This window comes from Streptomyces sp. NPDC055025, assembly GCF_053608565.1.
In genome coordinates this window covers 14,460-40,152 of record NZ_JBSGVS010000042.1, presented here as the reverse complement: position 1 = coordinate 40,152, position 25,693 = coordinate 14,460, and the positions used below count along the sequence as shown (strand labels likewise).

Here is a 25,693-nt window from a genome sequence, read left to right as displayed (position 1 = left end):
CAGGAAGTCAAAACATGCCTCCTAAGGGCCGACAGGGTGCAGCCAAGAAGGTGCGCCGCAAGGAAAAGAAGAACGTCGCTCATGGGCACGCCCACATCAAGAGCACGTTCAACAACACGATCGTCTCGATCACTGACCCCTCGGGCAATGTGATCTCGTGGGCCTCGGCCGGCCACGTCGGCTTCAAGGGCTCGCGCAAGTCCACCCCCTTCGCCGCGCAGATGGCCGCCGAGTCGGCCGCCCGCCGCGCGCAGGAGCACGGCATGCGCAAGGTCGACGTCTTCGTGAAGGGTCCGGGCTCCGGCCGTGAGACCGCGATCCGCTCGCTCCAGGCCACCGGCCTTGAGGTGGGTTCGATCCAGGACGTCACCCCCACCCCGCACAACGGCTGCCGCCCGCCCAAGCGGAGGCGCGTCTGACCTCAGGTGCGCGTGACGCACTTGTGGCTTGATGTGCGGTATGGGCGGCTCGGCGCTTTCGCGTCGTGCCGCCCGTACTCTTGAACCCGGCAGTACCGAGAAGTGAGCAGTACCGAAGGACGTCAAATAGCGGGCGTCCCCAACTGAAGGATTTCACGCATGCTTATCGCTCAGCGTCCGTCGCTGACCGAAGAGGTCGTCGACGAATACCGTTCGCGGTTCGTCATCGAGCCGCTGGAGCCGGGCTTCGGCTACACGCTCGGCAACTCGCTCCGCCGTACGCTCCTCTCCTCGATCCCGGGCGCCGCTGTCACCAGCATCCGGGTCGACGGTGTCCTGCACGAGTTCACCACCGTGCCGGGCGTCAAGGAGGACGTCACCGACCTCATCCTCAACATCAAGCAGCTCGTCGTCTCCTCGGAGCACGACGAGCCGGTCGTCATGTACCTGCGCAAGCAGGGCCCCGGCCTGGTGACCGCCGCCGACATCGCGCCGCCGGCCGGTGTCGAGGTCCACAACCCGGACCTCGTGCTGGCGACGCTGAACGGCAAGGGCAAGCTGGAGATGGAGCTGACCGTCGAGCGCGGTCGCGGCTATGTCTCCGCCGTGCAGAACAAGCAGGTGGGCCAGGAGATCGGCCGGATCCCGGTCGACTCGATCTACTCGCCCGTGCTCAAGGTCACCTACAAGGTCGAGGCGACCCGAGTCGAGCAGCGCACCGACTTCGACAAGCTGATCGTCGACGTCGAGACCAAGCAGGCCATGCGGCCGCGTGACGCCATGGCGTCCGCGGGCAAGACGCTGGTCGAGCTGTTCGGTCTGGCGCGCGAGCTGAACATCGACGCCGAGGGCATCGACATGGGCCCCTCGCCCACGGACGCCGCGCTCGCCGCCGATCTCGCCCTGCCGATCGAGGAGCTGGAGCTCACCGTTCGGTCGTACAACTGCCTCAAGCGCGAGGGCATCCACTCCGTGGGTGAACTGGTGGCGCGCTCCGAGGCCGACCTGCTCGACATCCGCAACTTCGGCGCCAAGTCGATCGACGAGGTCAAGGCGAAGCTCGCGGGCATGGGCCTGGCGCTCAAGGACAGCCCGCCCGGATTCGACCCGACCGCCGCCGCGGACGCGTTCGGCGCGGACGACGACGCGGACGCCGGTTTCGTGGAGACCGAGCAGTACTGAGCCCCGCCCGGCGGCCTGGGGCTTCGTCCCCGGCCGCCGGACAGGCCTGAATCTTCCGCGGGGCGGCCGCCTCGTGGGAACTGACACCGGTACCTGATACGGCCGGTGCAGACACAAGGAGACACACCATGCCGAAGCCCGCCAAGGGCGCCCGTCTGGGCGGCAGCGCAGCGCACGAGAAGCTGCTTCTCGCGAACCTCGCGAAGTCGCTCTTCGAGCACGGCCGTATCACCACGACCGAGGCCAAGGCCCGCCGCCTGCGTCCGATCGCGGAGCGTTTCATCACCAAGGCGAAGAAGGGCGACATCCACAACCGTCGTCTGGTTCTTCAGTCGATCACGGACAAGGGCGTCGTCCACACGCTCTTCACCGAGATCGCGCCGCGGTACGAGAACCGCCCCGGTGGCTACACCCGTATCACCAAGATCGGCAACCGTCGTGGCGACAACGCCCCGATGGCGGTCATCGAGCTGGTCGAGGCCCTGACCGTGGCGCAGCAGGCGACCGGTGAGGCCGAGGCCGCGACCAAGCGCGCGGTCAAGGAGGACGCCCTCAAGAAGGACGAGGCTCCGGCCGAGACCGTCGAGGACGCCAAGCCGGCCGACGCCGAGGCCAAGGCCGACGAGACCGAGTCCAAGGACGCCTGAGCGTACGGACGACGACGGCTGACGGACGGGTCCGCTCCCTGAGGGGGGCGGGCCCGTTCTGCTGTGAAGGGGAGCGGGCAGGTTGAACGAGGACATCGAGGGGGCGGCGCCCGGTTTCGTACGGGTGCGGCTGGATCTCTCGTACGACGGCAGGGACTTCTCCGGCTGGGCGAAGCAGTCGGACCGGCGCACCGTCCAGGGGGAGATCGAGGACGCGCTGCGTACGGTGACACGGTCCGCGCAGACATACGAGCTGACCGTCGCGGGGCGTACGGACGCGGGGGTGCACGCGCGCGGGCAGGTCGCGCATGTCGATCTGCCGGAGTCCGTCTGGGCCGAACACCGGGAGAGGCTGCTGCGGCGGCTCGCGGGGCGGCTGGCCCATGACGTACGGGTGTGGCGGGTCGCGGAGGCGCCCGCGGGGTTCAACGCGCGCTTCTCCGCGCTCTGGCGGCGGTACGCGTACCGCGTGGTGGACCATCCCGGCGGTGTCGATCCGCTGCTGCGCGGTCATGTGCTCTGGCACGACTGGCCGTTGGACGTCGCGGCGATGAACGCGGCGTCGGCCGGGCTGCTCGGTGAGCACGACTTCGCGGCGTACTGCAAGAAGCGCGAGGGCGCGACGACCATCCGTACGCTCCAGCGGCTGGAGTGGGAGCGGGACGCGCACGGGGTGATCACCGCGACCGTGCGCGCCGATGCCTTCTGTCACAACATGGTGCGTTCGCTGGTGGGCGCGCTGCTGTTCGTGGGGGACGGGCACCGGCCCGTGGAGTGGCCGGCGAAGGTGCTGGCGGCGGGGGTACGGGACTCGGCGGTCCATGTCGTACGGCCGCACGGACTCACGCTGGAGGAAGTCGGTTATCCGGCCGACGGGTTGCTGGCCTCCCGCAGCCGGGAGGCGCGCAACAAGCGGACGCTGGGCGGCGGCGCGGGCTGCTGCTGACACGGCCGCTGTCCCGCCGCGCGCCGTGGCGCGCCACGGTGAGCCGGACCGGCCGCGGGGCTTTTCCCGTACGCGCGGCCTTCTCCCCTGCTCAGGGGCGCCGCAGGCGCCGGCCCACCCGGCGCAGCAGCCCCGGTGTCCTGGGCTCGGGCGGCTTGGGGGCGGCCACGCGCAGGGAGAGATCCGTCTGCGGATTGGTCCAGTACGGCGTGATACGGCGGTCCGGCGCGGTGGGGTGCGGTACGGGCGTGAGCCGCTCGGGGACGTCCGGGCCGCGCAGCGCTCCGAGCCGGGCGGTCTTCGTCCAGCCGAGCGCGGTGAGCCGTACGTACAGGTCCCAGACGCCGTCCTTGAGCGGTGAGCCGTCCACGGCGGTGGCGGGATCGAGCAGCGCGGTCCCGGTGACACTCAGGGTGCCGTCGTCATGGCGGACGGTGAGGTCCGTGGGCAGCCGGTGTTCGGCGCCGCCCGCGCGCTCGCGCAGGACGAGCACGGCGGTGGCCCTGCCGGGAGAGGCGCCGCCGATGAGCGGCTCGCCCGCGAAGCGCTCCCGCAGGGCGGGGGAGAGGCCGGGCGGGACGAGGGCCGGTTCGCCCTCGCCCGTGGTGGTGAGGCCCAGGGGGGCTCCGTCGGCCAGGGGTTCCGCGGTGAAGGCGATCCGGAGCCGCCCGCCGTCCTGCCACGAGAGCGCGTCCAGCCGGGCGCGGCAGGCCACGGAGGCCTCCCAGCGGGTGAGCGCCAGGAGATCGTCCGGGCGGTCGTCGGTGATCAGTCCGACGGCCAGCCGGCGCGCGGTGGGCAGTCCCGCCACGGCCGTGGGGGAGACGCCGTGCACGACGACCTCGCGGATCTCGTGGAACAGCTCGCGCCGCGCGTCCTCGTCCAGATCGAGCAGCCGCTTGCCGCTCAGCCGGTCCAGGATCTCCACGCGCAGCCACCGCCGGTGCAGCCGGTCGCGCGCGGCACCGGGCCCGGTGAGCGCGTCGGTCAGCTTCAGAAGCCCGCTCAGCGCCCCGTAGAAAGCCGCCGGGGGCACGGGCTGCCGCGCGGGGCGCGCGGGCCCGTACTGGTAGCAGACATGGCTGCCCAGCACGGCCGTACGGCCCGCCCGCAGGGTCGCCTCGGCCGTGAACGCCTGACCGGCCAGGGGGCGGTCCTCGGTGAAGCGGATCCCGTGCTCGGTGAGGAAGGCGCGGTCGAAGAGCTTGTCGGGGGTGAGGCTGTCGGCCAGCGGGTCCTTGGCGAGGGTGGCCCGGGGCCGGTCCCGTACGAACAGCTCGCGGGGCACGGGTCTGCCCTTGGCCGCCGGCTTGCCCGCGACGATGTCGGCGTCGTGCTCGATGCCGTACGCGTACATCCGCTCCAGGGCGTCCGCGGTGAGCCGGTCGCCGGGTTCCATGAAGATCACATACGAGCCGGTGGCGGTGTCGGCGCCCGCGTCGCGCGGCTCGGTGCCCGGCGTGGCCCCCGCCACCTGGATCACCTCGACATCGCGGGCCGGCAGGGTCTGCGCGGTCAGCGAGGCGAGGGTGGACTCGACGGCCGCCGGATCCGCTCCGGCCGTGGGCAGGACGACGCTGATCTTCGGCGGACGGGGGCGGGGCGCCGCGTCGGTCGCGCGTACGGTCAGGGCCAGCCCTTCCCCGTCGAGCGCGGCGGTGATCCTCCGGCCGCCGAGGACCTCGGGACCGGGCAGGTCCACCTCGTCGGGCGCGGTGCTCTCGCCGAGGCGCGCGTACCGGTCGAATCCGGCGCCCATCAGCCGGATCCGCACCTCCCACACCCCCTCGGCCAGCGGTGCGCCGCCGGCGGCGCGCAGCGGGTCCACGGCGAAGGTGCCGCGTACGACGGGACGGACCAGCACGGCGCCGTCACCCGCGGCGTCCCCGGTCCCCGGCGCCGGCTCCTCTTCGAGTACGAGGGACGTCTCGCGCGGCAGCACCCACTCGTGGGCGGTCTTCCCGTGGCGCAGCAGCACATCGGCCTTGAAGCTCTTCAGCTCGTCGGTCACGTCGACGGGCTCGGCGAGGACACCGTCCGTCAGGGCCGGTGCGAGGAAGTACCGCTCGCCGCGCCTGGCCAGCAGCAGCCCCGAGCCGCCGGGGCCGGGATCCCCCTCGAAGCGCGCGGTGAAGGAGGCCTTGAACCGGTCGCGGTTCCAGACCGGCCGCCCCACCGCGCACCGGGCCACCAGATCGCTCTGGCGCCGGGTGAACTCGGTGAGGTCCTCGCGTCGGTCCGCCCGGAGCAGGACCGATCTGGTGCGCTGTACGGCGGCCAGCCCCCGGTGCACCCCGTCCGTCATGAACTCCTCGGCCAGCTCGCGCACGACCTCGTACGGGTCGTCGCGGAACGGCGGGTCGATCAGCAGCCCCCGGGGCGGCACCCCGACCCGGTGCAGCATCTCCACCCGGTAGAAGCGGCGCAGCAGCCGGTCGCGCTCGGCGCCCGGCTCGGTGCCCGCGACGACCGTCGCCATGACCTGGCGCAGATTCCCGTAGTACCACCGGGGATCCATGGCCGCGGTGCCCGCGTTCTCGGCGTCCTCGCGGGCCCAGTACGTGTAGCAGACGTAGTCGCCGAGCACGGAGACGACGGACGCCTTGAGATAGGCGCGGACCATGAAGAGCTGGTCCTCCAGGATCCACGGCCCCTCGGGGTGCACGATGCCGTGCTCGCGCAGGAACGCCGTACGGAACATCTTGTGCGGGGTGAGGCTGTCGATGAGCGGCGCGTTCCACACCGTGGAGCTCTCGCGGGTCCGGCTCATCAGACCGTACGGGACGCCCCGGCTGCGGAAGTTGCTCGCGACCTTGCCGATCACGATGTCGGAGCTGTTGCGCCGCCCCATCTCGTACAGCCGCTCCAGCGCCTCCGGCGCCATCCGGTCGTCGTGGTCGACGAACTGCACATACGCGCCGTTCGCCTGCGCCACCCCGACATTGCGCGGCTTCCCCGGCCAGCCCGAGTTGGGGATACGGGTCATACGGAAGTGGTCGTGGGCGGCGACCAGTGCCTCCAGATGGCCGGGCGTACCGTCGGTCGAGCCGTCGTCGACGAAGAGCACCTCGAACTCGGAGCTGGGCAGTGACTGCCGCAGCATCGACTCGACCAACGGCTCGATGTGGCTTCCCGAGTTGTACGTCGGGACCACCACAGTGACTTTGACCGCCATCCGCCCCACACCTTCTCGACGCCCACCGTTACCACGCATGTCGCACAGACTTTACGCGGACCGCATGCGGGGTACGCCGGAGCAGGCCACGGCCAGGAGTGCGATCAGGAGTGTGGTCGGGATCGCGGCCGGATCACCGTCGGATCGCGGTCAGGCCGCGGGAGCGGTGGCCGCCGCCGAGGCCTGGGCACGGCCACGGCCGAAGATCTGACGGAAGGTGAACTCCGCTATGTCGTCACCGGTGGTGTAGACGTCCCTGTCGGACTCCTTGACGTCCTTGCCGCTGGTGAAGCCGCCGACCGTGAAGTAGGCGTACCGGCCTATGGAGTTGGTGACCTTGCGGCAGACCGAGGGGGCCCGGCAGAAGGTCCCGACACCGTTCCCGGAGAGCGAGGCGATCCCGCCCTTCGCCTCGGCCTTGGCCTTGAGCGCCTGTGCCTCCTGCTCGAAGACCGCGACACCGACGGTCACCGCCACGCCGTCCTTGCTGTAGGTGGCGCGGATGACCTGGTCGCAGCCGTTGGCGGCGAGGATGGAGCCGAGAGAGCCCTGGGCCGCCGCGGCGCAGTTGGTCGTACGGGTGGTGGCGCCCTTCTGGTACACGCGGTCGCCCATGGTCAGCTTCGTGCCGGGGAAGAGGGTGTCGGCGCTCAGCGGCGCCTTGTCCTTGTCCGCGCTGGAGATGAAGTCCTTCGGGTTCGGCGGGGGCAGCGGATCGACCGAGGAGAAGGTCGGCTCCGGCGCCGGGCTCTCGGTCGGCAGCTCGGGGGGCGCGGGCAGCTCGGTGGCGTTCGTCTCCGAGGCCCGGTCGTCGCCCTTGTCCAGGGAGACGACGGCGGTCGCCACGATCGCGCCGACCGCGGCGGTCGCCAGCACCCCGCCGCCGATCATCAGCCAGCGCTTACGGCGCGCACGCGCGGCGGAGGCGTCCGCCAGCGCGGCCCAGTCCGGCGTCTGCGTTCCGTACGGGTCCTGTCCAGGAGGTCCGTACGGGTCCTGTCCGGGTGACCCGGGGCCGCCCCAGGGTCCCCCTTGCCCAAAGCTCATGCCGCGCAGTTTAAGGCCGCCCGCCCGAGCGTTGTGCCCCGGAGGGCGAAGAGGGAAAGGGGCGGGCGGAAGAAGACGGAAAAGGGCGGGCGGAAAAGGATTGGGTTCCGGCGGCGCCTGCCCCGACAATGCGGACCATGGGACATCTTGAGGCCGCGCATCTGGAGTACTACCTCCCCGACGGACGGGTGCTGCTCGGCGACGCCTCGTTCCGTGTCGGCGAGGGGGCCGTCGTCGCCCTCGTCGGGGCCAACGGCGCGGGCAAGACCACACTGCTCCGGCTGATCGCGGGGGATCTGCAACCGCACGGGGGCACCGTGACCGTCAGCGGCGGACTCGGTGTGATGTCGCAGTTCGTGGGCTCGGTGCGCGACGAGCGTACGGTCCGCGACCTGCTGGTCTCGGTCGCGCAACCGCGTATCCGGGAGGCCGCGGCCGCGGTCGACGACGCCGAGCACGGGATCATGACCGTCGACGACGAGGCCGCGCAGATGCGGTACGCGCAGGCGCTCAGCGACTGGGCCGAGGCGCGTGGCTACGAGGCCGAGACCGTCTGGGACATGTGCACCACGGCCGCGCTCGGCGTCCCGTACGAGAAGGCGCAGTGGCGCGAGCTGCGCACCCTCAGCGGCGGCGAGCAGAAGCGGCTGGTGCTGGAGGCGCTGCTGCGCGGGCCCGACGAGGTGCTGCTCCTGGACGAGCCGGACAACTATCTGGACGTGCCCGGCAAGCGCTGGCTGGAGGAACGCCTCAAGGAGACCCGTAAGACGGTTCTCTTCGTCTCCCACGACCGGGAGCTGCTGGCCACCGCGGCCGAGAAGATCGTGAGCGTGGAGCCCGGCCCGGCCGGCTCCGACGTATGGGTGCACGGCGCCGGGTTCGGCACGTACCACGCGGCGCGCAAGGAGCGCTTCGCCCGCTTCGAGGAGCTGAAGCGGCGCTGGGACGAGGAGCACGCCCGGCTGAAGGCGCTGGTGCACCGGCTGCGGCAGCAGGCGGCGATCAGCCCCGACATGGCCTCGCGCTACCGGGCGATGCAGACGCGCTTCAAGAAGTTCGAGGACGCCGGGCCGCCCCCGGAGCCGCCGCGCGAGCAGGAGATCACCATGCGGCTGCGCGGCGGGCGCACCGGCGTACGTGCCCTGACCTGCGAGGGTCTGGAGCTGACCGGGCTGATGAAGCCGTTCTCGCTGGAGGTCTACTACGGGGAGCGGGTGGCGGTCCTCGGCTCGAACGGCTCCGGCAAGTCGCACTTCCTGCGGCTGCTGGCCGGGGAGGACGTCCGTCACGAGGGCAAGTGGAAGCTGGGCGCCCGGGTGGTGCCGGGCCACTTCGCGCAGACCCACGCCCACCCGGAGCTGCTGGGACGCACGCTGGTCGACATCCTGTGGACGGAGCACGCCAGGGACCGGGGCGGCGCGATGAGCGTGCTGCGCCGGTACGAGCTGGAGCGCCAGGGCGACCAGGCCTTCGAGAAGCTCTCGGGCGGTCAGCAGGCGCGCTTCCAGATCCTGCTGCTGGAGCTGCGGGGCACGACGGCGCTGCTGCTGGACGAGCCGACGGACAACCTGGACCTGGAGTCGGCGGAGGCCCTTCAGGAGGGCCTGGAGGCGTACGAGGGCACGGTGCTCGCGGTCACCCACGACCGCTGGTTCGCGCGCTCCTTCGACCGGTATCTGGTGTTCGGCTCGGACGGTGTCGTACGGGAGACCCCGGAGCCGGTGTGGGACGAGCGCAGGGTGGTCCGGGCGCGGTAGCCGCCGGCGTCCGGGGACGGCGTCCGGGGACGGCGTCCGGGGACGGGGTCCGGGGGCCGGGCCCCGGGTCCGCACCCCCCGTTTTGACCAGTGCGAGGCACCGACGGTATTCTTCTGGTTCGTTATGCGTATTGGCTTGGTCGTTCTCACGCGAGGGGCCCTTACGCCGGTCCACCGGGCCGATGACCAGCGGCAGGCAACGGGTTGCGTCCCCGTGTGCAGGCCAAGGCTGTCGTGATCGTCCGGGTGGCCTTGTACAGGACCCGTCCCCCAGGCCCTCGCGGGCCCGCGGAGACCCCATCACTGAAGAAGCGAAGGCTACGACCGTGCGTACGTACAGCCCCAAGCCCGGCGATGTGACGCGCCAGTGGCACATCATCGACGCGCAGGACATCGTCCTGGGCCGTCTGGCGACCACCGCCGCCACCCTTCTCCGGGGCAAGCACAAGCCCATCTACGCGCCGCACGTTGACACCGGTGACTTCGTCATCATCATCAACGCGGACAAGGTGCACCTGTCCGGCAACAAGCGGACCCAGAAGATGGCGTACCGCCACTCCGGCTACCCGGGTGGTCTGCGTTCCGTCCGCTATGACGAGCTGCTCGCCAAGAACCCCGAGAAGGCCGTCGAGAAGGCCGTCAAGGGCATGCTCCCCAAGAACACCCTGGGCCGTCAGATGCTCTCGAAGCTGAAGGTCTACGCGGGCGACCAGCACCCGCACACCGCTCAGCAGCCGGTCCCGTTCGAGATCACCCAGGTCGCGCAGTAGTTCCGGCCACCCCCTAAGACGAAAAGAAATCTGAGGAGCATCGTGGCCGAGACCACTGTTGAGAACCCCGTCGAAAGCGCGGAGGCCGAAGAGACCTTCGACGCGGTGACGACCTTCGAGTCGGAGGTCCCCGTCGAGGGTGAGTACACCTCCGAGTCCCTGGCATCCCGCTTCGGCGACCCGCAGCCGGCCGCCGGCCTGGGCCGTCGCAAGAACGCCATCGCCCGCGTCCGGATCGTCCCGGGCAGCGGAAAGTGGAAGATCAACGGTCGCACCCTTGAGGACTACTTCCCCAACAAGGTGCACCAGCAGGAAGTCAACGAGCCCTTCAAGGTGCTCGAACTGGACAACCGCTACGACGTCATCGCCCGTATCTCGGGTGGCGGCGTCTCCGGCCAGGCCGGCGCGCTGCGCCTCGGTGTGGCCCGTGCGCTGAACGAGGCGGACGTGGACAACAACCGCGCCCCGCTGAAGAAGGCCGGCTTCCTGAGCCGCGACGACCGCGCCGTCGAGCGCAAGAAGGCCGGTCTCAAGAAGGCCCGTAAGGCCCCGCAGTACAGCAAGCGCTAATCGCTCGCTGGCCGGTCCAGGCATTACGCCTCTACGGCATTCGTTCGCCCCGGCGGCACTCCGTGCTGCCGGGGCGTTCGTTTTCTTGGCGATCTCGGGCGTATAACAGCATCAGGCGCTCAATAGTTTGCATTTTCGGAGCATTTTCGCTCGGAGCGGTGACGGCTCGGAGTGTTCTCGGAGGGAGAGCTGTGGGACGACTCTTCGGTACGGACGGCGTGCGCGGTGTCGCCAACGCCGATCTGACGGCGGAGCTGGCGCTCGGTCTGTCGGTCGCGGCGGCACATGTGCTCGCCGAGGTGGGGACGTTCGACGGGCATCGGCCCACGGCGGTGGTCGGGCGTGATCCACGCGCCTCCGGTGAGTTCCTGGAGGCCGCGGTCGTGGCCGGACTCGCGAGCGCGGGCGTGGACGTCCTGCGCGTCGGTGTGCTGCCCACCCCCGCGGTGGCGTATCTCACCGGCGCGTTGGGCGCCGACCTCGGCGTGATGCTGTCCGCGAGCCACAACGCCATGCCGGACAACGGCGTCAAGTTCTTCGCGCGCGGCGGGCACAAGCTCGCGGACGAGCTGGAGGACCGGATCGAGGCGCTGTACGAACTCCACCGCACCGGCGCGCCGTGGGAGCGCCCGACGGGCTCCGGCGTGGGCCGGGTCCGTACGTACGACGAGGGCTTCGACCGGTATGTGGCGCATCTCATCGGGGTGCTGCCGAACCGGCTCGACGGGCTCAAGGTCGTCCTCGACGAGGCACACGGCGCGGCGGCCAGGGTCTCACCCGAGGCCTTCACCCGGGCCGGGGCCGAAGTGATCACGATCGGCGCGGAGCCGGACGGGCTCAACATCAACGACGGCTGCGGCTCCACGCATCTCGCCCCGCTGAAGGCCGCGGTCGTGGAGCACGGCGCGCACTTCGGCATCGCGCACGACGGCGACGCGGACCGCTGTCTCGCGGTGGACGCGGCGGGCGAGGAGGTCGACGGCGACCAGATCCTCGCGGTGCTGGCCCTGGCGATGCGCGAGGCGGGCACACTGCGCGGAGACGCGGTGGTCGGCACGGTGATGGCCAACCTCGGCTTCAAGATCGCGATGGAGCGCGAGGGCATCCATCTCGTGGAGACGGCGGTCGGCGACCGGTATGTGCTGGAGTCGATGAAGGAGCACGGCTACGCCCTCGGCGGCGAGCAGTCGGGCCATGTCATCGTCCTCGACCACGCGACGACCGGCGACGGCACGCTGACCGGTCTGCTGCTGGCGGCCCGGGTCGCGGCGACCGGCCGTACGCTCGCGGATCTCGCGGGTGTGATGCGGCGGCTGCCGCAGGTGCTGGTCAATGTGCCCGATGTCGACAAATCGCGGGTGCACACCTCGGCGGAGCTGGCGGCGGCGGTGTCCGAGGCGGAATCCGAGCTCGGCACCACGGGCCGGGTCCTGCTCCGCCCCTCGGGTACGGAACCGCTGGTACGGGTCATGGTCGAGGCGCCGGACATCGACCAGGCGAGCTCGGTGGCGAGCCGCTTGGCGGACGTGGTGAAGTCGGCGCTGGGCTGACGGACGGTCCGCGCTCGGCGGACGGGTGGTGCGCCTTCGGATCGCCCGGCCATGACTGAGAAGGAACGATCCGGCGGCTGTCGGCGGCCGGGTTTCGAACGGTGTGCGGGGGCCGGGTTTCGAACGGTGTGCGGGGGCGGCCGGGTCCGGCCGTCCCCGCACACCGTTCGCTGTCGGTCCGGGCTTACGTGACAGCCAGCGTGTTGACCACGTCGGTGGCCGTCAGCAGACGTACCGCGTCGGCGTTCAGCCCGGCCGGATGCAGGGCGTACACCTGGGAGCCCCCGGTCAGGGCGATGTCCCCGCGTACGAGGAAGGCCAGCTCGGCCCCGGTCAGGTCGAGGCCCAGGCCCAGGCCCAGATCCAGGCCCAGGCCCAGATCCGGGTCCGGGCTCAGGTCCGGGTCCGCGCCCAGGTCCGGGCTCAGGTCCGGATCGAGGTCGTCCACGGGATCCTGGTCCGGGGTCCCGATACGGGCCGCGAAGGCCGGGGCGTCCTCGCCCTCGTGCCTGCGGTACGTACTCGCCGAACCGTCGGTGTGGCGGACGACGACCGTGCGGGCACGCGCGGCAGCCTGCCAGACCGCCAGTTCGCCGAGGCCGACGCGTGCGCCCGACGCGAACAGGTCGTTGAGACTCCGGCCGAGCAGCGCGATCCCGTCCACATACCGGTGTACCGCGTGGTGGGTGCCGGACACACCCTGGACGACATCCAGCCAGCGCATCGTCCGGCCCGGTATGTCCAGGAGCAGCGGTACACACGCCCGGGACGTACCGGTCAGATCGAAGCGCTGCTCGACCGTACGCGGATCGAAGATCTTGCCGTGGCCGGGCGGTTCGTCCCGGACCATGAACCCGGCGAAGGCCTCGCCCAGTTCGGCGAACGGCACGTTGTTGTAGGAGAGGCAGAGCGCGACCGCGTACCGCGCGCCGGCCTTCTCCAGCCGGGCGAGGTCCAGATCGATGAACTCGCTCGCCCCGCGCGGGGGAGGCGCGCTCGTCAGATCGCCGGAGTGCACCGCTCCGGTGCCGGCGAAGCGCAGCTCCGTGTAGTCGCAGGTGCCGATGTGCTCCCACCGCTCGTCGAACAGGGCGAGGGAGAGGTCCAGGTCGGTACGGCCCGAGGTGTCGCTCTCCATCCAGTGGAGGAACAGCCTGAGGGTCTTCCCGGCGGTGCCGGTGCTGTTCCCGGCGGGAACAGCACCCGGGCCGCCGTGTGTCTCCGGCAGAGGCAGCTCGCTGCCGCGCGGGAGTGTCACCAGCGCCCGGGACGCGGTCCGTTCCGTGAACGGCGCGATCACCCCGTCCAGCCCGGCGTCCACGACGGCCAGACCGACCGGGCCCCGCGCGGCGGCGCGTCGTACCACTTCGGCGGTGAGCGCGCGGACGGCGTCCTCGGCCGGGCCCGCGGGCAGCGGTGCCCGGGTGTCCTCGCTCACATACACCCGCGCGCCGCCGCCCTTCGGGAAGAAGACGCGGAGGAGATCCCGGGGCCCGAGGCGGCTGCGTACCGCGCCCAGCGTGGAGAGCAGCACGGCCGGGGACACGCGCGGCAGCGCGGCGGCGAGCGCGTCCACGACGATGCCGCCGCCGTCGGGCCCGGCCAGCCGCAGCAGATGGTCGAGCCGGCGCAGCAGCTCGCCCGGCCGCTGGGAGAGCAGGGCGGTGGCGGCGGGGATGTCGCGGTCGGTGAGAGCGATCTCGACACGGCGGCCCCAGGCGTTCAGGGTGACCTTGGCGCCGGACGCACCGACCGTGCGGGATGTGCCGGCCGCGCCGGACGCACCGACCGTACCGGCCCTACCGGTCGTGTCGCCGCCGGTCGTGACATCGCCGCCGGTTGTGCCGGGACCGCCGGTTGTGCCGGGACCGCTGGTCGGGCCACCGTCGCTGGTCGTGCCGGGGCCGCCGGTCGGGGCATCGCCGTCCGTCGTGCCGGGGCCTGCGGACACCTCGACGTCGGCGGTCGTCTCCGCGGCCGTACGCAGCGTGGCCCCCAGGCGGTCGTCCGACAGTTCGGTCCCGCGCAGCGCCGCCACGGCGAGAGCGGCGCGCGGGTGGCGGGCCGCGTGCTCGAAGGGGTGCAGCGCGTGGGCCGCACGGATCCACAGGGGCCGGTAGCGGCGCATGTCGGCGACGGCGCGCGCCGGGTCGAGCGCGTCGAGGGCGGCGAGCAGGGCCCGGCGCACCGGGCGCGGGACGGGCGCGATACGGGGCATTCCCGCCGGCAGGGGCTCGCCGCCCGACAGGACGGCGAGCAGCCGCAGGATGTCGGTGGCCGTGTCCAGACGGGCGGTGACGGCGGGCAGTACGGCGGCCCGGGTCTCCGGCGCGTGCAGCAGCCAGGCCAGGACCCGCGCCTTGGTCTCCCGGCCCGGAAGGGTGGCGGGCAGCCAGTCCAGCTCGGTGCGGGTACGGGTGCCGAGGAGGACGGCGAGATCGCTCGTCTCCTGCGGGGAGAGCGCGACGGTACGGGCGAGAAGCCCGCGCAGTTCCTCCCCGGCGGCCTCGGTGCGCGCGGCGAGGTCGCCTCCGTACGAGAGGACCCGCGCCCGCTCCGGGAGGGCCTGGCTCCGCCGGAAGGTGAGACGCGGCCGGGAAGGCCGCAGGAACGGGTCGCCGGTGCGGAGGGTGCGGTGGCAGACGGGGCAGGCGGAGAAGTCCGATCCGTCGAAGCAGTTCCGGCAGACCAGATGCGCGCAGGGCGAGACGGCGTGGACGGTGTCGACAGCCCCGCACAGGACGCACGGCTGATGCGGGTGCTGGAAGAGCAGGGTCAGCACCCGGTTGACGAAGTACCCGCGCGTGTCACGCGGTGTGCTGTCCGGGAAACGGCGGAACAGGGGCGTGTGATCACGGTCCGAGCCGATCGCCCCGTCGATGTCCGTGAGCAGCGCGCGCCCGGCGGCGGCCAGTGCCCCGGCGGTCCGCGCGGCCAACGCCTGACGCAGAGGTGCGGAGAGCAGGAAGCCGCGCTCAAGGAGATCGGCCTCCAGCAGCGCGACGCCCGCGTGGCTCCCCGGTACGGCAGTCGGGCTCCCCGGCATGGCAGTCGGGCTCTCCGGCGCGGCAGCCGGGCTCTCCGGCGCGGGGGCGATGCCGGCCGCGGGCAGATACACGGCGCCCCGGCGGAGCAGCAGCGTACCGGCGAGGCCGCGTGCGCCGGCGTCGTTCGCGTCGTCCGTGCCCGTACCGTCCGGGCGCGTGGTGGTGGTCATATCCGTCGGTCCCCCCCGGGTGCCCGGCGGGCCGCCGGGCGCAAGACGCCGCGTCGCCCTGTACTTCCGTACGGGCGACGCGGCGCTGAAGTAGGTGCGCGGGGCGGAAGGTTGACGCGCTCGGGTTTCATTTGCAGTGAAAGAGAAGGAAGCACGTCCGGGAGCCGCCCGGCGCTCGCTGAAGGTATCAATGAGGCGAGGCTCGGCGCACCTGGGATTCCGCGCGGCTCTTCGTCACACCGGCGGCGTGCCTCCGGTCCCGAGACCGGTCCCGGTCCCGGCCCCGGTGCGGCGCTCGCGCCCGGTGCGCCTCTTGTCGCCGCCGCGCGCTGTCCGTCGCCGCTGAGCCAGCGCCCACAGTCCCTTCTGGGCGAACAGCGTGAGCGTGCCCGCGACCAGGATGCCCGCCAGATTCACCAGGAGCTGGCCGCTGGAGCCCCAGACCTGGTCGAAGTCGCCGTACCCGAGCGCGACCGCCGCGTTGGCGGCGGCGGGGACGGTCGTCACCGAGATCGCGACCCCGACCAGCGCGCCCGACCGGGCGGAGGTCAGCGAGAGCATCCCGGCGACGCCCGCGAGCACGGCGACGACCAGCGAGAACGGATCGGGATTCCAGATGAAGGAGGTGTTCGCGCGCTCGGCCGCCAGCATGGCGGGCGTGAAGAGCCCGAAGGCGTCCATCAGCACACTGAACGCCGTCGTCAGCGCCATCGCCACCGCGAAACCGCCGACGACCGCGACCAGCGAGCGCCACGCCAGCCGCGGGGCGCGCTGCACCAGCGCCGTACAGACCCCGGCCAGCGGGCCGAACTCCGGGCCGACCGCCATCGCGCCCACGATCAGGATCGCGTTGTCCAGCACCACACCGCAGGCCGCGATCATCGTCGCGAGGGAGAGGAACGCGAGATAGGTGAGGGAAAGCGTGGACTCCTCGTGGGTCACGTCCTCCAACTGCTCCCACAGCACGGCGTCGGCGCCCTCGCCCGGAGCTTCCTCCTCCGCCTCCTCCGCCCGCCTGGAGAGCGTCAGATCGATGTTCTCGACGCTGATCGAGCCGGTCTCGTCGATGCCGAGGGCGCGCAGGCGCGATATCAGCTCGTCGCCCGCCTCGCGCGCCACGTCGCACATGACCAGATCGCCCCGCGGATCGCGTGCCGCACCGGGCACGACGGCGAGATGGGCCGTACCGACCGTGCTCTCGACGGTCCGTACGACCTCGTCGGTACGGCCGGCGGGCACCAGCAGACGCAGATGCAGCAAGCGAACGGCTCCTCGGGGTTCGGGTCCTCGGGGTTCGGACGGTCGGGCGGTCGGGGGTCGGGCGGTCGGGCTTCCGGGCGGCCGGGCTTCCGGGCGCTCAGAGCTTACGGAGCGAGAGCCGCTGGACCTTGTGGTCGGGACCCTTGCGCAGCACCAGCGTGGCACGGCTGCGGGTGGGGGCGACGTTCTCCAGCAGATTGGGCCGGTTGATGGTCCGCCACATGGTGCGGGCGTACTCCAGGGCCTCGTCCTCGGAGACCCGGGTGTACTTCGTGAAGTACGAGGCCGGGTTCTGGAACGCCGTCTCGCGGAGCTTGCGGAACCGGTTCAGATACCAGCTCTCGATGTCCTCGGCGCGGGCGTCCACGTACACACTGAAGTCGAAGTAGTCCGCGAGCCCGACCTGCGTCCTGCCGTCCTTGCCGGGCAGCGCCGGCTGGAGGACGTTGAGCCCCTCGACGATCAGGATGTCGGGACGCCGTACCGTCAGCAGCTCGCCCGGCACGATGTCGTAGATGAGATGCGAGTAGACGGGCGCGGTGACCTCGTCCCTGCCCGCCTTGATGTCGGCGACGAACCGGGTCAGGGCCCGCCGGTCGTACGACTCGGGGAAGCCCTTCCTCGACATCAGCCCGCGCGCCTTCAGCTCCTCCATCGGCAGCAGAAAGCCGTCGGTGGTGACGCGCTCGACCCGCGGATGCTCGGGCCACCGCGCGAGCAGCGCCTGCAACAGCCGGGCCACCGTCGACTTCCCCACGGCCACACTCCCGGCGACCCCTATGACGAACGGCGTACCGCGCTGCGCGCCGTGCCCGTTGCCCGCGTCCCCGAGAAAGGTGTTGAGCGCACCCCGCAGCCCGGCCGTGGCCTGGACATAGAGATTCAGCAGCCGCGACAACGGCAGATAGACGTCCCGCACCTCGTCGAGATCGATGACATCCCCCAGCCCCCGCAACCGCTCCACCTCCCCGGCGGTCAGCGGCAACGGAGTCTTCTCCCGCAACGCGCTCCACTCGTCCCGGCTCAGATCCACATACGGGGTCGGCCCATGCTCCCCCCGGCGGAGGACACTTCGTGGCGACGAATTGATCACGCCTCATTGTCGTCTCCGACCGCCACTCCCGGAGGGTGTGCTCGGTCACGTACCGGGCGCCGGGCGGGGCGGCCGGGGCCGGACGAGGTACTCGGGGGGTGGGACGGGGGTGGGGGGGTTCGCGGTTACGGGAGGGGCGGGGGTGGGCGCCGTAGGCTGCCGACATGTGCGGAATCGTGGGTTACGTCGGCGGACAGTCGGCGCTTGATGTGGTCATCGCGGGCCTCAAGCGGCTCGAATACCGCGGGTACGACTCGGCCGGGGTCGCCGTGCTCGCCGATGGGGGGCTGGCCGCCGCGAAGAAGGCGGGCAAGCTCGTCAATCTGGAGAAGGAGCTGGTGGAACGGCCGCTGCCGGCCGGACTCACCGGCATCGGACACACCCGGTGGGCCACGCACGGCGGGCCGACCGACGCCAACGCCCATCCCCATCTCGACAACGCCGGGCGCGTCGCCGTCGTCCACAACGGGATCATCGAGAACTTCGCCGCCCTCCGGGCCGAGCTGGCCGACCGCGGCCACGATCTCGGGTCGGAGACCGACACCGAGGTCGTCTCGCACCTCCTCGCCGAGGCCTTCTCCTCGTGCGGCGATCTCGCCGAGTCGATGCGCCAGGTCTGCCGTCGGCTGGAAGGCGCCTTCACCCTGGTCGCCGTGCACGCGGACGAGCCGGACGTGGTGGTCGGGGCACGCCGCAACTCACCGCTGGTGGTCGGGGTCGGACAGGGCGAGTCGTTCCTCGCCTCGGACGTCGCCGCGTTCATCGCCCATACGCGCTCCGCGATCGAGCTGGGCCAGGACCAGGTCGTCGAACTGCGCCGCGACGGTGTGACGGTGACGGACTTCGCGGGCGACCCCGCCGAGGTCCGCTCGTACCACGTGGACTGGGACGCGTCGGCCGCCGAGAAGGGCGGTTACGACTACTTCATGCTCAAGGAGATCGCCGAGCAGCCCAAGGCCGTCGCCGACACCCTCCTCGGCCGGATCGACGCCCAGGGCGCGCTGACCATAGACGAACTGCGTATCCCGCAGGAGGTGCTGCGCGAGGCCGACAAGGTCGTCATCGTGGCGTGCGGCACGGCCTTCCACGCCGGACTGATCGCGAAGTACGCCATCGAGCACTGGACGCGGATGCCCTGCGAGGTGGAGCTGGCCAGCGAGTTCCGCTACCGCGACCCCATCCTGGACCGGCGCACCCTGGTGATCGCCATCTCGCAGTCCGGCGAGACCATGGACACCCTGATGGCCCTGCGCCACGCCCGTGAGCAGGGCGCGAAGGTGCTGGCCATCTGCAACACGAACGGTTCGACCATCCCGAGGGAGTCGGACGCGGTCCTCTACACCCACGCGGGCCCCGAGGTCGCCGTCGCCTCGACCAAGGCGTTCCTCACCCAGCTCGTCGCCTGCTATCTGCTGGCGCTCTATCTCGGCCAGCGGCGCGGTACGAAGTGGGGCGACGAGATCCGGGCCGTCATCAAGGACCTGTCGCAGATCGCGGGCGAGGTGGAGCGCGTACTGGAGACGATGGAGCCGGTACGGGCGCTGGCGCGCTCGCTCGCGGACAAGCGGACGGTGCTGTTCCTGGGCCGGCACGTCGGCTACCCGGTCGCCCTGGAGGGCGCGCTCAAGCTCAAGGAACTGGCGTACATGCACGCCGAGGGATTCGCGGCCGGTGAGCTGAAGCACGGCCCGATCGCGCTCATCGAGGAGGACCTGCCGGTGGTGGTCGTCGTACCGTCGCCGCGCGGGCGCTCGGTGCTGCACGACAAGATCGTGTCGAACATCCAGGAGATCAGGGCCAGGGGTGCCCGGACCATCGTGATCGCGGAGGAGGGCGACGAGGCGGTGGTGCCGTACGCCGACCATCTCATCAGGATCCCGGCGACGCCGACGCTCCTTCAGCCGCTGGTCGCCACCGTGCCGTTGCAGGTGTTCGCGTGCGAGCTGGCGACGGCGCGCGGCAACGAGGTCGACCAGCCGAGGAATCTGGCGAAGTCCGTCACGGTGGAGTGAGGTGGAGTGGGGCGGGATCATGGATCCGGCTCGTGTTCGGCTTACGGCTCGTCCACGGCTCACGGCTCGTCCACGGCTCACGGTCCGGCGATCGTCGAGCGACGTTGATTGAAGGGATGGCGGAGTGATCATCGGGGTGGGGATTGACGTCGCGGAGATCGACCGGTTCGCGGAGTCCTTGGCGCGGACTCCGAAACTGAGCGAACGCCTCTTCTCCGAGCGGGAGTTGTACCTCCCGAGCGGCGAGCGGCGCGGTATGGCCTCCTTGGCGGCACGCTTCGCCGCCAAGGAAGCCGTGGCCAAAGCCCTTGGCGCGCCCGGCGGACTGCGCTGGACCGACGCCGAGGTGTGCGTGGAGGACAGCGGGCAGCCGCGGCTGAGGGTGCTCGGTACGGTCGCGGCGCGCGCCGCCGAACTGGGCGTACGGAGCTGGCATGTCTCGCTCAGTCACGATGCGGGAGTGGCGTCGGCCGTGGTGATCGCGGAGGGTTGACCGTATGCGTATCGCTTACAGCGTGGAGACCGTCAGAAACGCCGAACGGGAGCTGATGGCGCGGCTGCCCGACGACGCGCTCATGCAGCGCGCCGCGGGCGGCCTCGCCGTCGCCTGCGCCGGTCTGCTGCGAGACCTGCTGGGCCGGGTGTACGGGGCGCGGGTCGTCGTACTCGCCGGGAGCGGGGACAACGGCGGTGACGCCCTGTACGCCGGGGCACGCCTCGCCCGCAGAGGCGCCGGTGTCGCGGCGGTCCTGCTCGCGCCCGACCGGGCGCACGCGGGCGGGCTCGCCGCGCTGCTCCGCGCCGGCGGCCGGGTCGCGGAGGGCCGGGTCGCGGACGGCGCGGACGGTACCGGCGGAAGGGGCGCCGGCGGCGCGGACGGTACAGGAGCGGACGGTACAGGCGGCGCTACCGTCCGCCCCGGCGGCCCCTTCGCCGTACTGGCCGCCGCCGATCTCGTCCTGGACGGCATCACCGGTATCGGCGGGCACGGCGGGCTGCGTCCCGACGCGGTGCCGCTGGTACGGGCGGCCCGGGATTCGGGCGCGGTGGTCGTGGCCGTCGATCTGCCCAGTGGCGTGGAGGCGGACAGCGGCGAGGTGGCGGGCGAGGCGGTGCGCGCGGATGTGACGGTCACGTTCGGTACGTACAAGCCGGGCCTGCTGATCGATCCCGCGCGCGAGCACGCGAGCGCGGTACGGCTCGTGGACATCGGGCTACGGCCCTATCTGCCGGCCGTCGCCGAGTTCGAGGCGCTCCAGCACGCGGACGTCGCGCGGCTGCTGCCGGTGCCGACGGCCGAGAGCGACAAGTACCGGCGCGGCGTCGTCGGGATCGTCGCGGGCTCCGCGCGCTATCCGGGCGCGGCGGTGCTCGCGGTGGCGGGCGCGCTGCACGGCGGGGCCGGAGCCGTACGGTACGTGGGCCCCGGCGCCGACGCGGTGATCGCCCGTTTCCCGGAGACGCTGGTGCACGAGGGCCCGCCGTCGAAGGCGGGCCGGGTCCAGGCGTGGGCGATCGGGCCGGGCCTGGGCGAGGGCCCGGACGTCGGCGAGGGACACGGGGTGGCGGAGGTACTGGCCTCGGACGTACCGGTCCTGGTGGACGCGGACGGCCTGCGGCTGCTGGACGCGGCGACGGTACGGAAACGCACCGCTCCGACCCTGCTCACCCCGCACGCGGGCGAGGCGGCGGCGCTGCTGGGTGTGCCGCGGGAGGAAGTCGAGTCGGCCCGGCTGACGGCCGTACGGGAACTCGCGTCCCGCTACGGCGCCACGGTCCTGCTCAAGGGCTCCACGACGCTGATCGCCGATCCGGACAAGGACGTTCCGGTTCGCGTCAACCCGACCGGCACGCCCTGGCTCGCCACGGCGGGCAGCGGCGACATCCTCTCGGGCCTCTCCGGCGCGCTCCTGGCCACGGGCCTCCCGCCCCGCGACGCGGCGTCTGCGGCGGCCTACCTCCACGGCCTCTCGGCCCGCCTCGCCTCGAAGGGCGCCCCGGTCTCGGCCCTGGACGTGGCGGCCCACCTGCCGGATGCGTGGCGGAATGTGAAGGGGTGAGGGGCAGAGTGCCAGGGCGGGCCGTACGGGCCGTACGGGCCTGAGGCGGGTCGCGGACCGGGCCTGGGCCCGGGGCGTGGACCGGTGCCTGGGCTCGGGGCGTGGACCAGGTCCCGGCTCGGGTCGTGGCCCGGCTTCGCATCGGGCCTTGGCTCGGGGCTGGGACCGGGCCTTGGCTCGGGTCTCGGACCGGGCCCGTGTCATTCCAGTGTCCTTCGTCATTCCTGTGACCCCTGGACCGCCCCGGGTCGGGACCGTACCGGACCGGGGCAGTCCGGGAGCTCTGAGAGACTGGCCGTGATGACCGGAATGATGCAGACCTCGACCCATCTCAGGGCCCGCGCCGAGGTGGATCTCGGCGCCCTGCGGGGCAATGTGCGTGCCCTGCGCGCTCGTGTGGGCACCGGCACCGCGGTGATGGGTGTCGTGAAGTCCGACGCGTACGGCCACGGCATGGTGCCCGTCGCGCGTGCCGCCCTTGCCGCCGGGGCCACCTGGCTGGGGACCGCCACCCCCCACGAGGCGCTCGCCCTGCGGGCCGCGGGCATCCGGAGCCGGGTGCTCTGCTGGCTGTGGACACCCGGCGACCCCTGGCGGGAAGCCATCGAGGCCGATCTCGACATGTCCGTCAGCGGGATGTGGGCCCTGCGCGAACTGACCGCCGCCGCCCGCGAGGCCGGCCGCCCCGCCCGTATCCAGCTCAAGGCCGACACCGGTCTCGGCCGTAACGGCTGCCAGCCCGCCGACTGGCCGGAACTCGTCGGTGCCGCGCTCGCCGCGCAGACCGCCGGCCAGGTCAGGATCACCGGCCTCTGGTCGCACTTCGCCTGCGCCGACGAGCCCGGCCACCCCTCCATCGCCGCCCAACTGGACACGTTCCACGCGATGGTCGCCTACGCCGAGAAGGAAGGCGTCGAGCCCGAGGTCCGGCACATCGCCAACTCGCCCGCCACGCTCACCGTCCCCGAGTCGCACTTCGATCTCGTACGGACCGGTATCGCGATGTACGGCATCTCACCCAGCCCGGCGCTCGGCACCTCCCGGGACTTCGGGCTGCGGCCCGTCATGACGCTCTCCGCCTCGGTCGCCCTGGTGAAGCAGGTTCCCCCGGGCCATGGCGTCAGCTACGGCCACCACTACCTCACCCCGCGCGAGACGACCCTCGGGCTCGTCCCCCTCGGATACGCGGACGGCATCCCCCGGCATGCCTCGGGCCGTGGTCCCGTCCTCGTCGGCGGGGTCACCCGGCGGGTGGCCGGGCGGGTCGCCATGGACCAGTTCGTCGTGGACCTCGGGGGCGACACCCCCGAACCGGGCGCAACCGCCGTTCTGTTCGGCCCCGGCGACCAGGGCGAGCCGACGGCCGAGGACTGGGCCGAGGCCGCCGACACCATCGCGTACGAGATCGTCACCCGTATCGGTTCTCGCGTCCCCCGTGTCTATGTGAACGAGTCGAACGACGCGAACGACGCGAACGGGCACGAAAACTTGTGAACGCCTGTGAATGCCTGCGAACGCGTGTGAACGCGTGTGAACGCCCGTGATGCGTGAACGCGCAACCGGAGTGATCTCTCCGGGGTGAAGCGCGGCGCGGTGGGGAAGGCAAGGCTGGACGACGAGGAGCGATCGTGAGCGAGAAGAGCCCGGCGGGGGACGCGGTGGCCACGACGGCCGCCGCGGTGGCTACGGCATCGGCAGCCTCGGCAGCGATCAGCGGCAACTGGCGCAAGGCAGGCGTCGCGGGCGCCGCGATAGGCGTGATCGCCGCCGGAGCCGCCGCCGGTGTGGCGATCGAGAGGCTGACCGTCGGCCGCGGCATGCGCAGAAGGGCACGGCTCGCACTCGACGCGTCGGGACCGTACGGAGCGTTGCGCGGCGCCCCGGGCAAGGCGCTCGCGGACGACGGTACGGAGCTGTACTACGAGGTCGACGAGGCCGACGCGACCGGTCCGCGGGGCGCTCCGGGTGTCCTGGGGATTCCGGGCTCTCCGGTCATTCCAGGCACCCTGGGGATTCCAGGCGCGCGGTCGGCGACCGGGTCTGGGTCCGGGCCCGGGTCCGGGTCCGTAGCAGGCTCCGTCGCCGGAGTCGGGCCGACTGCCGGGGCCGGGCCGACTGCCGGGGCCGGGTCGGGCGCCGCGGCACCGTCGCCGGGCGGCTCCCGCCGTCGGCGTCTCTTCGGTCGCAAGGCCCCCGTACCCGTGACCGTCGTCTTCAGCCACGGCTACTGCCTCAACCAGGACTCCTGGCACTTCCAGCGCGCCGCCCTGCGCGGACTCGTCCGTACCGTCCACTGGGACCAGCGCAGCCACGGCCGCTCCGCGCGCGGTGTCGGCCAGAGCGGCTCCGGCGCCGTCCCCGTCACCATCGAGCAGCTCGGCCGCGACCTCAAGGCCGTGATCGACGCGGCGGCGCCCGAAGGACCGCTGGTGCTGGTCGGCCACTCGATGGGCGGGATGACGATGATGGCCCTGGCGGACCAGTTCCCCGAGCTGGTACGGGAACGGGTCGTCGGTGTCGCCCTCGTCGGTACGTCCAGCGGAAAGCTCGGCGAGGTCAACTACGGGCTGCCGGTCGCGGGCGTGAACGCCGTACGCCGTGTCCTGCCCGGTGTGCTCAAGGCCCTCGGCTCCCAGGCCGAGCTGGTCGAGCGTGGGCGGCGGGCCACCGCCGATCTCTTCGCCGGGCTGATCAAGCGGTACTCCTTCAGCTCGAAGGACGTGGACCCCGCCGTCGTACGGTTCGCCGAGCGGCTCATCGAGGGCACCCCGATCGATGTGGTCGCGGAGTTCTACCCGGCCTTCACCGACCACGACAAGGCGCAGGCGCTCTCGGTCTTCCTGGAGGTACCGGCGCTGATCCTGGCCGGGGAGGGCGATCTGATCACCCCCAGCTCGCACAGCGAGGCCATCGCCGATCTGCTGCCGGACGCGGAGCTGGTGCTCGTACCGGACGCCGGGCATCTCGTGATGCTGGAGCACCCCGAGGCCGTCACGGACCGGCTCGCCGACCTGCTCGCAAGAGTGGGTGCGGTGCCCGCGGAGGCTAACGTTGGCAGACATGGAAGCACCGCACAGCCCGGCGGCTGAGACAGCCCTCGGGGCAGCCCGTACCAGCGAGCCGGCCGAGACCGCCGCCCTTCCCGGGACGACCGGCGCCCTCCCGGAGACGACCGGCGCCGTCCCGGAGACGTCTGACGCCCTCCCGGAGACGGCTGACGCCCTGCCTGGCACGACCGTCGCCGTCGATTCCCCCGAGCGGATGCGGGAACTGGGCCGGGGGCTCGCCACCCTCCTCCGGCCCGGTGATCTGGTGATGCTCACCGGCGAACTCGGCGCGGGGAAGACGACCCTGGCCCGTGGCCTCGGCGAGGGCCTCGGCGTCCGTGGCGCCGTCACCTCGCCCACCTTTGTGATCGCCCGCGTCCACCCGTCCCTGGTCGGCGGTCCCGCGCTGGTCCATGTGGACGCGTACCGGCTCGGTGGGGGACTGGACGAGATGGAGGACCTCGATCTGGATGTCTCGCTGCCGGACTCCGTGGTGGTCGTGGAGTGGGGCGACGGCAAGGTCGAGGAACTGTCGGACGCCCGGCTGCACGTGGTGATCCACCGGGTGGTGGGCGGTGCCGGGGGTGGGAACGAGACCACGGAGAACGGCGAGGCCACGGAGAACGGCGAGATGGAGTACGACGACCGGCGCACCGTCACGGTGACAGGGATCGGCAGCCGCTGGTCGGGGACCGATTTCGGGATTCTCGCCCGCTGATCCTGGGTCAGGGCCCGCGTACCCCGATTCGGCGAACGTTTCCACGGCCTTTTCGGCCAGCCGTTCCGTACGTTCCGACAAGACGTCGGCAAAATGTTGCGCGTGCCATGCCGCGCATGGTCACATGGTAGTGAGACAAGGTTAGGTCTGCCTAACTACCTGACCACGCCTGCCCCCGGAGCCTCAGGAGGCATCCATGTCGGCGTCAGAGCGCGAAACGCGT

Annotated in this window: 19 protein-coding genes; 14 read left to right on the top strand and 5 right to left on the bottom strand. The window is 71.8% G+C overall.

The window, feature by feature from the left end:
• Positions 1–14: 14 nt before the first annotated feature.
• The 4 genes from rpsK (at position 15) to truA (ending at position 3,194) form a co-directional block, all read left to right on the top strand.
• Complete coding sequence (gene rpsK / locus ACWGDX_RS24870) at positions 15–419, top strand: 30S ribosomal protein S11 (protein ID WP_003956432.1); 405 nt, start codon at positions 15–17, stop codon at positions 417–419.
• 159 nt (positions 420–578) lie between these two features.
• On the top strand, positions 579–1,601 hold the full coding sequence (locus tag ACWGDX_RS24865) for a DNA-directed RNA polymerase subunit alpha (RefSeq protein ID WP_146481858.1): 1,023 nt from the start codon (positions 579–581) through the stop codon (positions 1,599–1,601).
• A gap of 128 nt (positions 1,602–1,729) precedes the next feature.
• Positions 1,730–2,248 carry a 50S ribosomal protein L17 gene (gene rplQ / locus ACWGDX_RS24860; RefSeq protein WP_453628908.1) on the top strand — a complete coding sequence of 173 codons (519 nt, stop codon included), beginning with the start codon at positions 1,730–1,732 and terminating at the stop codon, positions 2,246–2,248.
• 82 nt (positions 2,249–2,330) lie between these two features.
• The gene (truA, locus tag ACWGDX_RS24855; protein WP_453628906.1) at positions 2,331–3,194 is read left to right on the top strand and encodes a tRNA pseudouridine(38-40) synthase TruA; all 864 of its coding nucleotides are present in this window, start codon (positions 2,331–2,333) and stop codon (positions 3,192–3,194) included.
• Between the two features lie 91 nt (positions 3,195–3,285).
• Here the strand turns inward: truA and ACWGDX_RS24850 are convergent, their stop codons facing one another.
• Entirely contained in the window at positions 3,286–6,369 is a 3,084-nt protein-coding gene (locus ACWGDX_RS24850; RefSeq protein ID WP_453628905.1) for a glycosyltransferase family 2 protein, read from the bottom strand.
• Between the two features lie 150 nt (positions 6,370–6,519).
• Complete coding sequence (locus tag ACWGDX_RS24845) at positions 6,520–7,416, bottom strand: hypothetical protein (protein ID WP_453628903.1); 897 nt, start codon at positions 7,414–7,416, stop codon at positions 6,520–6,522.
• A gap of 137 nt (positions 7,417–7,553) precedes the next feature.
• Between ACWGDX_RS24845 and ACWGDX_RS24840 the strand changes: the two genes are divergently transcribed.
• The 4 genes from ACWGDX_RS24840 to glmM all read left to right on the top strand — a co-directional run bounded on the left by ACWGDX_RS24840 (position 7,554) and on the right by glmM (position 12,063).
• Positions 7,554–9,173: an ABC-F family ATP-binding cassette domain-containing protein gene (locus ACWGDX_RS24840; RefSeq protein WP_453628901.1), complete on the top strand. Its 1,620-nt coding sequence runs from the start codon at positions 7,554–7,556 to the stop codon at positions 9,171–9,173.
• A gap of 326 nt (positions 9,174–9,499) precedes the next feature.
• Entirely contained in the window at positions 9,500–9,943 is a 444-nt protein-coding gene (gene rplM / locus ACWGDX_RS24835; RefSeq protein ID WP_363080971.1) for a 50S ribosomal protein L13, read from the top strand.
• A gap of 42 nt (positions 9,944–9,985) precedes the next feature.
• Complete coding sequence (gene rpsI, locus ACWGDX_RS24830; protein ID WP_363080972.1) at positions 9,986–10,513, top strand: 30S ribosomal protein S9; 528 nt, start codon at positions 9,986–9,988, stop codon at positions 10,511–10,513.
• Between the two features lie 191 nt (positions 10,514–10,704).
• Entirely contained in the window at positions 10,705–12,063 is a 1,359-nt protein-coding gene (gene glmM / locus ACWGDX_RS24825) for a phosphoglucosamine mutase (RefSeq protein ID WP_363080973.1), read from the top strand.
• A gap of 184 nt (positions 12,064–12,247) precedes the next feature.
• Here the strand turns inward: glmM and ACWGDX_RS24820 are convergent, their stop codons facing one another.
• The 3 genes from ACWGDX_RS24820 to coaA form a co-directional block, all read right to left on the bottom strand.
• Complete coding sequence (locus tag ACWGDX_RS24820; protein ID WP_453628898.1) at positions 12,248–15,280, bottom strand: RING finger family 4 domain-containing protein; 3,033 nt, start codon at positions 15,278–15,280, stop codon at positions 12,248–12,250.
• A gap of 234 nt (positions 15,281–15,514) precedes the next feature.
• Positions 15,515–16,540 carry a DUF389 domain-containing protein gene (locus ACWGDX_RS24815; RefSeq protein ID WP_453628896.1) on the bottom strand — a complete coding sequence of 342 codons (1,026 nt, stop codon included), beginning with the start codon at positions 16,538–16,540 and terminating at the stop codon, positions 15,515–15,517.
• Positions 16,541–16,637: 97 nt separating this feature from the next.
• On the bottom strand, positions 16,638–17,633 hold the full coding sequence (gene coaA, locus ACWGDX_RS24810; protein WP_453628894.1) for a type I pantothenate kinase: 996 nt from the start codon (positions 17,631–17,633) through the stop codon (positions 16,638–16,640).
• Between the two features lie 164 nt (positions 17,634–17,797).
• Between coaA and glmS the strand changes: the two genes are divergently transcribed.
• From glmS to tsaE, 6 genes are all read left to right on the top strand, one after another.
• On the top strand, positions 17,798–19,645 hold the full coding sequence (gene glmS, locus ACWGDX_RS24805) for a glutamine--fructose-6-phosphate transaminase (isomerizing) (RefSeq protein WP_365903725.1): 1,848 nt from the start codon (positions 17,798–17,800) through the stop codon (positions 19,643–19,645).
• A gap of 124 nt (positions 19,646–19,769) precedes the next feature.
• Positions 19,770–20,138, top strand: a complete 369-nt coding sequence (locus ACWGDX_RS24800) for a holo-ACP synthase (protein ID WP_363082536.1) — start codon at positions 19,770–19,772, stop codon at positions 20,136–20,138.
• 4 nt (positions 20,139–20,142) lie between these two features.
• The gene (locus ACWGDX_RS24795) at positions 20,143–21,705 is read left to right on the top strand and encodes an NAD(P)H-hydrate dehydratase (protein WP_453628893.1); all 1,563 of its coding nucleotides are present in this window, start codon (positions 20,143–20,145) and stop codon (positions 21,703–21,705) included.
• Positions 21,706–22,005: 300 nt separating this feature from the next.
• Positions 22,006–23,199 (top strand): alanine racemase, encoded by a 1,194-nt coding sequence (gene alr, locus ACWGDX_RS24790; protein ID WP_453628891.1) that lies wholly within the window; start codon positions 22,006–22,008, stop codon positions 23,197–23,199.
• A gap of 164 nt (positions 23,200–23,363) precedes the next feature.
• The gene (locus ACWGDX_RS24785; RefSeq protein WP_453628960.1) at positions 23,364–24,794 is read left to right on the top strand and encodes an alpha/beta fold hydrolase; all 1,431 of its coding nucleotides are present in this window, start codon (positions 23,364–23,366) and stop codon (positions 24,792–24,794) included.
• Positions 24,766–25,470 carry a tRNA (adenosine(37)-N6)-threonylcarbamoyltransferase complex ATPase subunit type 1 TsaE gene (tsaE, locus tag ACWGDX_RS24780; RefSeq protein WP_453628889.1) on the top strand — a complete coding sequence of 235 codons (705 nt, stop codon included), beginning with the start codon at positions 24,766–24,768 and terminating at the stop codon, positions 25,468–25,470. The genes ACWGDX_RS24785 and tsaE overlap by 29 nt, the downstream gene beginning before the upstream one ends.
• The last annotated feature ends 223 nt before the right edge of the window (positions 25,471–25,693 follow it).

Excerpts from the sequence above, each read along its gene's own strand:
- alr (WP_453628891.1), top strand. The coding sequence starts at position 22,006 with ATGACCGGAATGATGCAGACCTCGACCCATCTCAGGGCCCGCGCCGAG.
- glmS (WP_365903725.1), top strand. The coding sequence starts at position 17,798 with ATGTGCGGAATCGTGGGTTACGTCGGCGGACAGTCGGCGCTTGATGTG.
- rpsK (WP_003956432.1), top strand. The coding sequence starts at position 15 with ATGCCTCCTAAGGGCCGACAGGGTGCAGCCAAGAAGGTGCGCCGCAAG.
- ACWGDX_RS24850 (WP_453628905.1), bottom strand. The coding sequence starts at position 6,369 with ATGGCGGTCAAAGTCACTGTGGTGGTCCCGACGTACAACTCGGGAAGC.
- ACWGDX_RS24820 (WP_453628898.1), bottom strand. The coding sequence starts at position 15,280 with ATGACCACCACCACGCGCCCGGACGGTACGGGCACGGACGACGCGAAC.
- ACWGDX_RS24845 (WP_453628903.1), bottom strand. The coding sequence starts at position 7,416 with ATGAGCTTTGGGCAAGGGGGACCCTGGGGCGGCCCCGGGTCACCCGGA.
- ACWGDX_RS24795 (WP_453628893.1), top strand. The coding sequence starts at position 20,143 with ATGCGTATCGCTTACAGCGTGGAGACCGTCAGAAACGCCGAACGGGAG.
- tsaE (WP_453628889.1), top strand. The coding sequence starts at position 24,766 with ATGGAAGCACCGCACAGCCCGGCGGCTGAGACAGCCCTCGGGGCAGCC.
- rplQ (WP_453628908.1), top strand. The coding sequence starts at position 1,730 with ATGCCGAAGCCCGCCAAGGGCGCCCGTCTGGGCGGCAGCGCAGCGCAC.
- ACWGDX_RS24840 (WP_453628901.1), top strand. The coding sequence starts at position 7,554 with ATGGGACATCTTGAGGCCGCGCATCTGGAGTACTACCTCCCCGACGGA.
- ACWGDX_RS24865 (WP_146481858.1), top strand. The coding sequence starts at position 579 with ATGCTTATCGCTCAGCGTCCGTCGCTGACCGAAGAGGTCGTCGACGAA.